At 57.7% G+C, this 12,206-nt stretch carries 9 protein-coding genes; 8 read left to right on the forward strand and 1 reads right to left on the reverse strand.

Annotation, left to right across the window (positions count from 1 at the left end; genetic code table 11):
• Positions 1-134 precede the first annotated feature (134 nt).
• The 6 genes from xerD (at position 135) to recJ (ending at position 7,773) form a co-directional block, all read left to right on the forward strand.
• On the forward strand, positions 135-1,013 hold the full coding sequence (gene xerD, locus FHR99_RS00485; RefSeq protein ID WP_183408582.1) for a site-specific tyrosine recombinase XerD: 879 nt from the start codon (positions 135-137) through the stop codon (positions 1,011-1,013).
• A 70-nt stretch (positions 1,014-1,083) separates the two neighbouring features.
• Positions 1,084-1,824 (forward strand): DsbC family protein, encoded by a 741-nt coding sequence (locus FHR99_RS00490; RefSeq protein ID WP_183408583.1) that lies wholly within the window; start codon positions 1,084-1,086, stop codon positions 1,822-1,824.
• Positions 1,825-1,845: 21 nt separating this feature from the next.
• Positions 1,846-3,036 (forward strand): alanine transaminase, encoded by a 1,191-nt coding sequence (gene alaC / locus FHR99_RS00495; protein WP_183408584.1) that lies wholly within the window; start codon positions 1,846-1,848, stop codon positions 3,034-3,036.
• A 236-nt stretch (positions 3,037-3,272) separates the two neighbouring features.
• Positions 3,273-4,580, forward strand: a complete 1,308-nt coding sequence (locus FHR99_RS00500; protein WP_183408585.1) for a homoserine dehydrogenase — start codon at positions 3,273-3,275, stop codon at positions 4,578-4,580.
• Between the two features lie 50 nt (positions 4,581-4,630).
• Entirely contained in the window at positions 4,631-6,028 is a 1,398-nt protein-coding gene (gene thrC, locus FHR99_RS00505) for a threonine synthase (protein WP_183408586.1), read from the forward strand.
• Positions 6,028-7,773 carry a single-stranded-DNA-specific exonuclease RecJ gene (recJ, locus tag FHR99_RS00510; RefSeq protein WP_183408587.1) on the forward strand — a complete coding sequence of 582 codons (1,746 nt, stop codon included), beginning with the start codon at positions 6,028-6,030 and terminating at the stop codon, positions 7,771-7,773. Before thrC ends, recJ begins: the two co-directional genes overlap by 1 nt.
• Here recJ and FHR99_RS00515 read toward each other — a convergent pair.
• Positions 7,770-9,257 carry a WS/DGAT/MGAT family O-acyltransferase gene (locus tag FHR99_RS00515; protein ID WP_183408588.1) on the reverse strand — a complete coding sequence of 496 codons (1,488 nt, stop codon included), beginning with the start codon at positions 9,255-9,257 and terminating at the stop codon, positions 7,770-7,772. The genes recJ and FHR99_RS00515 overlap by 4 nt on opposite strands.
• A 244-nt stretch (positions 9,258-9,501) precedes the next feature.
• Between FHR99_RS00515 and prfB the strand changes: the two genes are divergently transcribed.
• Both prfB and lysS read left to right on the forward strand, forming a co-directional pair.
• Positions 9,502-10,600 (forward strand): peptide chain release factor 2 gene (gene prfB / locus FHR99_RS00520; protein WP_246386423.1). Its coding sequence is split into 2 segments (ribosomal slippage): positions 9,502-9,576 and positions 9,578-10,600, totalling 1,098 coding nucleotides; the frame shifts between segments, so codons are not numbered across the junction.
• A gap of 43 nt (positions 10,601-10,643) precedes the next feature.
• On the forward strand, positions 10,644-12,173 hold the full coding sequence (gene lysS, locus FHR99_RS00525) for a lysine--tRNA ligase (protein WP_183408589.1): 1,530 nt from the start codon (positions 10,644-10,646) through the stop codon (positions 12,171-12,173).
• Positions 12,174-12,206: the final 33 nt, after the last annotated feature.

A 12,206-nucleotide genomic window follows, 5' to 3' on the forward strand; every position in this document is an offset into this window, starting at 1 on the left:
CAATCTTTGGGTTTTGGTGCCAGCCTGTAGAGATTGCTTCGTCGCTGCGCTCCTCGCAATGACGAGTTCGTCGTTGGAGTGCTTGTTTAGCGTAGGCACTTTGCGTCGCCTTGTCGGACCGCTAAACTCCTGCTATGACTGCACTTATCGATCAGTACCTCGACGCCATCTGGCTGGAAAAAGGCCTCAGTGATAATACCTTGGCCTCCTATCGTCGCGACCTGACTCTGTTCGCCCAATGGCTGGAATCCCGCCACCTTGAACCCGCGAGTGCCGCGCGGGCTGATCTGCTCGAATGGTTGGGAGAGCTGGCAAAAAGAGGGCAATCGACGCGCAGCTCGGCGCGCATGTTGTCCTGCCTGCGTGGGTTTTACCGCTATCTCTTGAGGGAAAACCGGATTCCGGTCGATCCCTCCCTGAATATTGAATCGCCGAAACTTGGTCGTCCGCTCCCAAAGTCTCTGTCCGAAGAAGAAGTGGATGCCTTGCTCGCACAGCCAGACGAGAGTATCGCGATCGAACTACGCGACAAAGCCATGCTGGAGTTGCTTTATGCCACCGGGCTGCGCGTGTCTGAGCTGGTTGGGTTGAAACTGCATCAGCTGAATTTGCATCAGGGCGTCGTTAAGGTCATGGGTAAGGGCAGCAAGGAGCGCTTGGTGCCGATGGGTGAAGAGGCGTTGTACTGGTTGCAGCGCTTTTTGCAGTTGGGGCGCGCCGAGCTAATTAAAAGCGGTGATGTCTTGTTTCCCAGTCAGCGCGGTCAGGAAATGACCCGCCAGACCTTCTGGCACCGGATCAAGATTTATGCCCAGCGGGCAGGGATTCGCAGTAATCTCTCGCCGCATACCCTGCGCCATGCCTTCGCTACCCACTTGATAAACCACGGCGCCGATCTACGGGTGGTGCAATTGTTACTGGGTCATAGTGACCTGAGTACCACACAGATATACACTCACGTGGCGAGAGAGCGAATGAAGCAATTGCATCAGCAGCACCATCCGCGCGGTTGATCCCCTTCCGGAACTGTTTCAGACTTCCGCTTTCATAACTCTTACATCCAGCCGTTAAAGGTTTTACTGCATGTTTCATTTTATTAGCCGAATTTCCCTGGTCTGCGCTTTGCTAATGACCTCTGTGGCGTGGGCGGCGAGCCCTGCTGAAACCATTCGTCAGGCTTTCCACAAAAGCCGCCCGGATATTCAGGTGGAAAACGTCAAGCCCAGTGAGGTGCCGGGATTGTACGAGGTGAGCCTGAAAGAGGGCCCCACAGTCTACGCGACAGAAAACGGTAAGCACTTCTTGACCGGTGACCTGTTTGAGCTCGCACCCGGCGGCTTTGTGAATATCGCCGAGCGCGGCCGCGAGCAAATGCGGAAAGATCGCATGGCGAAGGTTAAGCTGAAGGATATGATCGTCTTCCCGGCTGAAGGTGATTTTAAGGGTGCGCTCTATGTGTTTACCGACGTGGATTGCGGTTATTGCCGCAAGTTGCACAACGAGGTGCCGAAGTTGAACAAAATGGGGATTGAGGTTCGCTATCTGGCATACCCACGTGATTTCCCTCGTGGTGCCCAGTCTCGCACCGCGCCGAAAATGGTTTCTGCCTGGTGTGCCAAAGATTCTCAAGAGGCACTCACCAAACTGAAAAATGGCCAGAATATTGCCACGGCGACCTGTGACAACCCGATCGCCGAGCAATATCTGTTGGGCGGCGAAATGGGCGTTACCGGCACGCCGGCCATTATTACTACCCGTGGTGAGTTGGTGCCGGGGTATATGCCGGCCGAGAGTCTGGTTCGAGTCGCTACTCAAGGGAAATAAGCCCTAACCTCAGGAGAGCCCGTGAAGGATCAATTCCATCGCATCAGTCGTCTGCCGCCCTATGTGTTCAATATCATTGGTGAATTGAAACAGGCAGCGCGGGCGCGCGGTGAGGATGTGATTGATTTCGGCATGGGCAACCCGGATCAGCCTACTCCCAAGCATATTGTCGACAAACTGACTGAAACCGCACAGCGCGGTGATACCCATCGCTACTCCCAGTCACGTGGCATTCCGCGTCTGCGCAAGGCCATTTGTGACTGGTACAAGCGGCGCTATGACGTCGATCTGAACCCGGAAACCGAAGCCATCGTCACCTTGGGCTCCAAGGAGGGGCTGGCCCATCTGGCGCTGGCCACTACCGGGCCCGGCGATGCGATTCTGGTACCGAACCCTTCCTATCCGATTCACCCCTACGGCTTTGTAATTGCCGGCGCCGATATTCGCCACGTGCCGATGAGCGACGAGCACAGCTTTTTCGATGAGCTGGAAAGTGCCATTCGCAACAGCTGGCCCAAGCCCAAGATGCTGGTGCTGAATTTTCCGGCGAACCCGACGACCCACTGTGTTGAGCTCGAATTCTTCGAAAAGATCGTGAAAGTGGCTCGTGAGCACGAGATATGGGTGGTGCAGGATCTGGCCTACGCTGATCTTGTTTACGACGGCTATCAGGCACCGTCCATATTGCAGGTCGAGGGCGCCAAGGATATCGCTGTCGAGTTCTATTCCCTCTCCAAGAGCTACAACATGCCCGGTTGGCGAGTGGGCTTTTGCTGTGGCAACCCGACGCTGATTGCCGCACTGGCGCGGATGAAGTCCTACCTCGACTACGGCATGTTCACGCCGGTGCAGGTGGCAGCGATTCACGCGCTGGAGGCTGATCAGAGCTGTGTGGAGGAAATTCGCCAGCTCTACCAAAAACGCCGCGATGTGCTGTGCAGTGGCCTCAATGAAATGGGTTGGAAGGTAGAGCCGCCCAAGGCGACCATGTTTGTCTGGGCGCCCATTCCCGATGCTTATCGCGAGCTCGGTTCGCTGGAATTTGCCAAAAAGCTCCTGGTTGAGGCCAAGGTGGCGGTGTCGCCGGGCATTGGCTTTGGTGAGTACGGCGAGGGTTATGTGCGCTTTGGGTTGATCGAGAACGAGCAACGCACCCGGCAGGCCCTGCGCAATATCAAGCGAATGATGCGGACTGACGCTAATTCCGGCTGATTTCCCCTCACCCCGTCCCTCTCCCAGAGGGAGAGGGTACCCACGATCACGGGTGCTACCTACCTCTCCCCATGGGAGAGGATGTCCGCTATCGAGGCTGTTCCCCCCCTCTCCCTTTGGGAGAGGGTTGGGGTGAGGGATTGCGGGTGTATTAGCCTCCAATTCAAGCTAGAATACGCGCCTTCAATTTTCCGCCAGCCGGCGTCAGCCGGGCAGGGCACGTGAGGAGAGGCAGCTTGAATCCCGTTAAGGTAGGCATTTGTGGTCTGGGTACCGTTGGTAGCGGTACCTTTAATGTTCTGGCGCGTAACCGTGAGTCGATTCAGGCCCGCGTTGGGGCGGATATTGTGGTCGCCCAGATTGGCGCCCGCCGTGACAATCCTGCCTGCGATACTGGCGATGTGCCGGTAGCCCGCGATATTTTCGAGGTAGTCCGCAACCCCGAGATCGACATTGTGGTCGAGCTTATCGGTGGCACCACCGTGGCCCGCGATCTGGTGCTGGAAGCCATCGCTAACGGCAAGCACGTGGTCACCGCCAACAAGGCCTTGATCGCCGAGTACGGCAACGAGATTTTTGCGGCGGCCCAAGAACAGGGCGTCAGCGTTAATTTTGAAGCGGCGGTAGCCGGTGGTATTCCCATCATCAAGGCTCTGCGCGAAGGTCTGGCCGCCAACCAGGTGGAATGGCTGGCCGGCATTATCAACGGCACTGGCAATTTCATTCTGACCGAAATGCGCGAGAAAGGCCGCGATTTTGCCGATGTGCTGGCCGAGGCTCAGGCGCTGGGTTACGCCGAAGCCGATCCGACCTTTGACGTGGAAGGTATCGACGCCGCCCACAAACTGGTAATTCTGGCCTCTATCGCCTTTGGTATTCCGCTGCAGTTCGACAAGGTCTACACTGAAGGCATCACTCGCATCTCCACCGAAGACGTAAATTACGCGGAAGAGCTGGGCTATCGCATCAAGCACTTGGGTATTGCCCGTTGTGATGACGAGGGTATTGAACTGCGAGTTCACCCGACCCTGATTCCCGAGAAACGCCTGATCGCCAATGTAAACGGCGTGATGAACGCTATTCTGGTCAAGGCCGATGCCGTTGGCCCGACCCTGTACTACGGCCCCGGTGCGGGCAGTGAACCCACGGCTTCTTCCGTTGTGGCTGACGTTGTGGATGTGGCGCGTACCCTGACCGCCGAGCCCAAGCACCGCGTACCGTATCTGGCCTTCCATCAGGACACCCTGAGCGATCATCCGGTCAAAGCCATCGACGAAATTCAGACCGCCTACTACCTGCGCATGTCAGCGCTGGACAAGCCCGGTGTTCTGTCGCAAATCGCCCAGATCCTGAGCGATGCCGGTATCAGTATTGAAGCCTTGATTCAGAAGCAGCCGCCGGAAGATGCCGATCATGTGCCGGTGATTCTGTTGACCAATGTCACGCGCGAGAAAGCGCTGATGAGTGCGGTTGAACAGATTCAGTCGCTGGACAGCATCGACGATGAAGTGGTGCGCATTCGCGTGGAATCTCTCGCGGGGTAGACCGCGGGTTAACACTCTTCGTCTAACAACAGACAGACAACAGGCAAGCCATGAAATACATCAGTACCCGCGGCAAAGCGCCCGCCCTGAATTTTGAAGACGTTCTGCTGACCGGCCTCGCGCCCGATGGCGGTCTGTACGTGCCGCAAACGCTACCGACCTACAGCCCCGAGCAGATTGCCGCCTGGTCCAAGCTGTCCTACGCCGAGCTGGCTTTTGAGATCGTCAAGCCCTTTGTAGATGGCGCCATTCCCGACGACGATCTGCGCGATATCGTTAACGACAGCTACAGCGATTTCCGCAACAGCGCGATTGCGCCGCTGGTGCAGATCGATCACAACGAATGGATTCTGGAGCTGTTTCAGGGCCCGACGCTGGCCTTTAAAGATTTTGCTCTGCAGATGCTGGGCCGCCTGCTGGATTACGTATTGGAGCGCCGCAACCAGAAAGTGGTGGTAATGGGCGCGACGTCTGGTGATACCGGTTCCGCCGCGATTCAGGGCTGCAAACGCTGTAAGAACCTCGATATTTTTATCCTGCACCCGTACCAGCGCGTATCCGAAGTGCAGCGTCGCCAGATGACCACTGTCGAAGGCGATAACATTCACAACATCGCCCTGAAAGGTCACTTCGACCACTGTCAGGCGATGGTGAAAGCCAGCTTTGCCGATCAGAGCTTCCTGCCGGGAGGGCGTCAGCTGGTGGCGGTAAACTCGATCAACTGGGCGCGCATCATGGCCCAAATCGTGTACTACTTTTATTCGGCGATCGCGCTGGGTGCACCGAACCGCAAGGTCAGCTTCTCCGTGCCCACCGGTAACTTCGGTGACATCTATGCCGGTTATCTGGCCAAGCAGATGGGCCTGCCCATCGACCAGCTGGTGATTGCCACCAACTGCAACGATATCCTGCACCGCTTTGTCAGCAGCAACCGCTTTGAAAAGCAGGAGCTGCAACACACCCTGTCGCCGAGCATGGATATCGTGATTTCCAGCAACTTCGAGCGCATGCTGTTTGACGGATACGATCGTGACGGCGCGGCAGTGGCAGATCTAATGGACCGCTTTAGCCGCGAAGATGTGTCCGTGCCCGACAGCGTGTTCGCCAAGGTTCGCGATCTGTTCGACAGTGGTCGCGTCAGCGATGACGAAACCGTTGCCACGATTAAAGAGGTATTCGAAACCAGCGAATACCTGCTTGATCCGCACTCGGCCATTGGTGTTCACGCGGCCCGTGCCTGCTGGCGCGATCGCAGCGTACCGATGGTAACGCTGGCAACTGCCCATCCGGCCAAGTTCCCGGAAGCGGTAATGAAGGCGGGCTACCCGGAATCCCCGGCCTTGCCACACCATATGAAAGACCTGCTGAGCCTGCCCGAGCGCTACGAAGTGCTCGACAATGATCAGGCCGCGGTGCAGGCCTTTATGGCGTCGCATATCAACGCCTGATGAGTCTCAATATTCAGCGACGACAAGCGGCGCTGGACCAAGCGGCTTTCAGTGATGCCATTCCGCCCCTGCTGCAGCGTATTTATGCCGCGCGGGGCGTATTCAACGACAGCGATTGCGATCTCTCCCTGACCCACCTGCTGCCTCCAACCTGCAAGGGTTTGGAGGCGGCAGTGGCGCGTCTGGTAAAAGCCCTCGAAAACGACGAGCGTATCCTGATCGTTGGTGATTTTGATGCCGATGGTGCCACCAGCTCAGCACTGGGTATGAAAGTCCTGCGCGCCTTTGACGCCCGGCAAGTGGATTTTCTGGTCCCGAATCGCTTTGAGTACGGCTACGGCCTGTCGCCGGAAATTGTAGCCGTGGCCGCTGAATCCAAACCCGACCTGATAGTCACTGTCGATAACGGCATTTCCAGTCTGGCGGGGGTGGATGCCGCCAATGCATTGGGCATGGATGTGGTGATTACCGACCACCATCTGCCCGGCAGTGAATTGCCCAAGGCCCTTGCCATTGTTAACCCGAACCAGCCCGGATGCCCCTTTCCCAGCAAAGCGCTGGCTGGCGTCGGGGTGATGTTTTATCTGCTGGTGGCCCTGCGAGCGGCGCTCAATACTGCAGGCTGGTTTAAAAAGCAGGGCATAGCGCCGCCCAAGATGGCGGATTATCTGGATCTGGTGGCGCTGGGCACAGTGGCGGATGTGGTGCCGCTGGATCATAACAACCGGATTCTGGTGCATCAGGGCATTCGCCGGATTCGTGCAGGTCTCGCCAGCCCCGGCATCTACGCTTTGCTGGAAGCGGGCAAACGCGACCCCAATCATCTGCAAGCCGCCGACCTCGGTTTTGTGGTCGGCCCGCGGCTGAATGCCGCCGGAAGGCTGGATGATATGTCGCTGGGGATTCGCTGCCTGCTGGCAGAAGATCCTGATAAAGCCCGGGAACTGGCGGGCGATCTCGATCGCCTTAATCGCGAGCGTCGGGAAATAGAGCAGGGCATGCAGCAGGAAGCCCTGTCGCACTTGGAAAACCTTCAGCTCAATACCGATGTGCTTGCCTCGGGCGAGCTGCCGCTGGGGATTACCTTACATGACGATACCTGGCACCCCGGCGTGGTGGGGCTGGTGGCGTCTCGCATCAAAGAGCGCTTTCACCGCCCGGTGATTGCCTTCGCGCCAGAAGACGATGAGATCGTTAAAGGCTCCGGGCGTTCTATTCCCGGTGTGCATATTCGCGATGTGCTGGATAGTGTCGACAAGCGCTGCCCCGGCGCCATCGTCAAGTTTGGTGGTCACGCCATGGCGGCAGGGCTCAGCCTCAAGCGCGACCGCTTGCAGGATTTCAGCGAAGCTTTCGCTCAGGTGATTGATGAGCAATCTGATCCGGAGCTGTTTGTGGCCAGTCTGGTCAGTGATGGTGAACTGGGCGCGGGTGATCTGAACGAACCGCTGGCGCGCCAGCTGTTGGATGCCGGCCCCTGGGGGCAGCATTTTCCCGAGCCGCGCTTTGATGGCGAGTTTCTGCTCTTGAACCAGCGCATCGTCGGCGAAAAACATCTGAAGTTTGTGGTCGCACCACTATCCAATCCTCAGCAGGCGATTGATGCCATCGCCTTTAATATCGATGTCGAGCAGTGGCCGAACCCGGATGTGCGTCGGGTCCGGCTGTACTATGCGCTGGATATCAACCGCTTTCGCGGCAACGAACAGCTGCAGTTAATGGTGCAGTCACTGGAAGCCGTCTAGGCGGCGTTGCTCTTGCTTGCCTTGGTCGCTTTGCGTTTAGGTGCTGCCGTGGTTTTCTGTGACGGCGATTTGGTCTCCGTTTTCTTACGCAGCGGCGCAGGCCTAGTCTTCTCCACACACTGCTCCAGCGCTGCCAGTTCTTCCTCCAGATAGGTCAGCAGCTTTTGTACGCTGGGTACCGATTTGCGGCAGGCAATTAGACCAAAGTCCACCTTGTCCTGACGGCTTACCAGCGTGATATTCAGCGCGCCGCTATCGATAATCAGCGAAACCGGATACAGCCCGTCCAGCCGTGCACCCTGCCAGTACATGGTTTCGCGCGGGCCGGGTACGTGGGAGATGATGACATTGCCCAGCGCTTTGTCCGAGGCCAGGCCAGAGAGAGAGGTGGTCGCGCCCGGCGCCATGACCGCGGCGGCGTATGCCATCAGTTGCCCCGGCGACAGTTTGCTCATGCGCTCCTTGTTGTAATCCATACAATTTTTGATGGCGCGCATGCGGGCGGCGGGATTGTCCAGGTGGGTCGCGAGTTTGGTGAGGGTAAAGGCGATTTCGTTGTTGGCCTTGCTTTCGCGGTTCTTGCGCCGCACTGACACGGGTACACCCGCCGTCAGTGAGGTTTTCGGCAGTTCACCGCGATCCTTCAGATAGCGCCGCAGGGCGCCTCCGCACATGGCGAGAATCACATCGTTGCCGGTGGCGTCGAAGGCCTTGGCCACGGCGCGGATGCGCGGCATGGAGTAGGACTGGGCGGCAAAGCGACGGGAAGCGCTGACTTTCTGGTTGAAAATACAACGCGGCGCCTGACCGGCCAAGGCGAGATTCTCGTTGCCGGAACGATAGTCCTTGATGGTGGCGCCGACTTCCTTGATGACCGGCGCGATCGCGCCGATGCCCTCGCGGGTAATGGCGCGCAGGGCGCTCAGCCCGCCGGCCGGGGTTGGCACCGGTGGTTGTGCAGTGCGGGATTTCCGGGCGCCAATCGCCCAGGGCGGCAGCATGGTTTTAGAGGCTTTCTGATCGTTGGACATGCATTTGTTCAGCATGGTGATGCCGGCAATACCATCGGCCATGGCGTGGTGGATCTTCAGGTACATGGCAATGCGACCGTCTTCGAGGCCTTCAATCAGGTACATCCGCCACAAGGGGTAGGAGCGATCCAGATGGGCGCTGTGAACCCGTGACACCATGGCCAGCAGCTCCCGCACCCGGCCGGGCTTGGGCAGAGACAGGTGAACAAAGTGGTGGTTGAGGTCGAAATGGCGGTCTTCCTCCCAGTAGTGCAGGCCCCGTTTGGTCACCAGCCGGTGGTTAAAGGGCGGGGCGGTTACCGTGTGCTGGCGCAGGCGTTTGGCCAGCTGGTAGGCGAAGTCCGGGCCGGCGCCGGCCGGCGGCTCCAGTAACATCAGTGAACCGATGTGGAGTGGCTGGCGGCGATTTTCCAGGCGGAGAAAGGCGTCGTCGATTAAAGCGAGTTTTTCCATCTTATGGTTCTCCCAGGCAGAAAAGCGCTGCCCTCGAAAAGTGTGTATGCCGTTAAAAGCAATGCAAAGGCCGTACCTGCACGGCAAACTGGGAGAATAGCGCCCAAATCAGTCAGTTTTATTAAGCGGCTGCGCTGGAATGGTGCGAAGGCAAATTGCCTGCACGATCGTAGCGCAGTCGCTTTAAGCCCCTGATTCCTTGCTGTAAAATTGCCGCTCTTTTTGCCAAGCTGGACACCCTCGAATGCTGGAAGTAAACGCGATCCGCCAAGCCATCAAAGATATGACCGAGCGAACAGATGTGCTCCGGGGGTATCTTTGACTACGCTCACAAGAAAGAGCGTCTGACTGAAGTCGAGCTGGAACTCGGCGAACCCTCGGTCTGGGATGACCCGGACAAGGCCCAGGCGCTGGGCCGCGAGCGCGCCTCACTGGAGGCCGTGGTTCACACTATTGAAGAGCTGGATGGCGGTCTGGTCGATCTGAGCGAGCTGTTGGATATGGCCCTCGAAGAGAGCGACGAAGATACGCTGGCCGCGCTGGAGGGCGATGTCGAAAAGCTGGAAGGCGCGCTGGAGACCCTCGAATTCCGCCGCATGTTTTCCGGCGAGATGGATGCCAGCAACTGCTTCCTCGATATTCAGGCCGGTTCCGGCGGCACCGAGGCTCAGGACTGGGCCAATATGTTGTTGCGCATGTACCTGCGCTGGGGTGAGCGCCGGGGCTTCAAACCGGAGCTGGTCGAGGTTTCAGCGGGTGAAGTGGCGGGCATCAAAAGTGCTACTATCCAATTCAGTGGCGAATATGCCTACGGCTGGCTGCGTACCGAAAACGGCGTACACCGCCTGGTGCGCAAGTCACCGTTCGATTCCGGCAATCGCCGCCATACCTCCTTTGCCTCGGTCTGGGTGTCGCCGGAAATCGACGACAATATCGAGATCGAAATCGACCCTTCTGATGTGCGTACCGACACCTACCGCGCCAGTGGTGCCGGTGGTCAGCACGTCAACAAAACCGACTCGGCGGTGCGCCTGACCCACGAGCCCACCGGTATTGTGGTGCAGTGTCAGAGCGAGCGCTCCCAGCACCAGAACCGGGATAAATCCTGGAAGATGCTGAAAGCCAAACTGTACGAGCTGGAGCTGCAAAAACGCAGTCAGGCTGCGCAGGCGGTGGAAGACAGCAAATCCGATATCGGTTGGGGCAGTCAGATCCGTTCTTACGTGCTCGACGATCAGCGCATTAAGGATCTTCGCACCAACGTTCAGACCAGCAACTGTGACAAGGTGCTGGATGGCGACATCGATCAGTTTATTGAAGCCAGCCTGAAAAGCGGCCTTTGATTCCGACTCTCACATTTACAGCCTTATACAGACAGGTAGGCCCATGACCGAACAGACCCCACACCAAGCCGACGAGAACCGCCTGATAACGGAGCGTCGCGCCAAACTGGCGAAGATCCGGGAGCAGCGCAATGCCTTCCCGAACACCTTCCGCCGTACCGACTATGCCGCCGATCTGCAGGCGGAGCTGGGCGACAAGGACAAGGAATCCCTGGAAGCGCTGGATCGCAAGGCGGCGGTGGCCGGTCGCATTATGGCCAAGCGCGGGCCCTTTCTGGTGCTGCAGGATTCCACCGGTCGCATTCAGGCCTATGTCGACAAGAAGCAGCTTCCTGCGGACTTGGTTGAAGAGATCAAGACTTGGGATATCGGCGACATTATTGCCGGCAAAGGCCCCGTGCATAAATCGGGCAAGGGCGATCTGTATGTGTATCTGGAAAGCGCCGAGCTGCAGACCAAATCCTTGCGCCCATTGCCGGACAAATTCCACGGCCTGCAGGATCAGGAAATGCGCTATCGCCAGCGCTATGTGGATCTGATCGTCAATCCGGAAGTGCGCGACGTATTTCGCGCCCGCACCAAGGTGATCAGCACCATTCGTCGCTACCTGTCTGATCACAACTTCATGGAGGTCGAAACCCCCATGATGCAGGTGATTCCCGGTGGCGCAACGGCGCGCCCCTTTAAGACCCACCACAACGCCCTTGATGTGGATATGTATCTCAGAATCGCGCCTGAGCTGTACCTGAAACGTCTAGTAGTTGGCGGTTTTGAACGCGTCTTTGAAATCAATCGAAACTTTCGCAACGAAGGCTTGTCCACTCGGCACAATCCGGAATTCACGATGCTGGAGTTCTATCAGGCCTACGCGGACTACAACGACCTGATGGACCTGACCGAAGACATGTTGCGCACGGTTGCACTGGAGGTGCTGGGCACCACCGAAGTGAAGCAAACCGAGCGCAATGCCGAAGGTGAGGTGGTGAGTGAGAAAGTCTATGACTTTGGTAAGCCCTTCCAGCGTCTGTCGGTGTTCGATTCGGTATTGAAGTACAACGCGGATATTACGGCTGAGGCCCTGTCGGACGAGGCCAAAGCGCGTGAAATCGCCAAAGGATTGGGCATCCAGCTAAAAGACAGCTGGGGTTTGGGCAAAGTGCAGATCGAAATCTTCGAATCTACCGTAGAACACCTTTTGGATCAGCCGACGTTCATAACGGAGTACCCCACCGAGGTGTCTCCTCTGGCGCGGCGCAGCGATGACAATCCTTTTGTCACCGACCGCTTTGAATTCTTTGTGGGCGGTCGGGAACTGGCAAACGGATTCTCGGAGCTGAATGATGCAGAAGACCAGGCCGCCCGCTTTATGGAGCAGGTGGCGGAAAAAGAAGGCGGCGACCTTGAGGCCATGCATTACGATGCAGATTACATTAAGGCGCTGGAATACGGGCTGCCCCCGACCGCAGGTGAGGGCATTGGTATCGACCGGCTTGTCATGCTGTTGACGGACTCGCCTTCGATACGCGATGTGCTCCTGTTTCCTCATATGAGGCCGGAGGGTAGTGCTAACTAGGGTTTAGAGATATTCTAGGCCCATAAGAAACTT

Origin of the sequence: Litorivivens lipolytica (genome assembly GCF_014191715.1) — a bacterium.
Taxonomy (GTDB): domain Bacteria; phylum Pseudomonadota; class Gammaproteobacteria; order Pseudomonadales; family Spongiibacteraceae; genus Litorivivens; species Litorivivens lipolytica.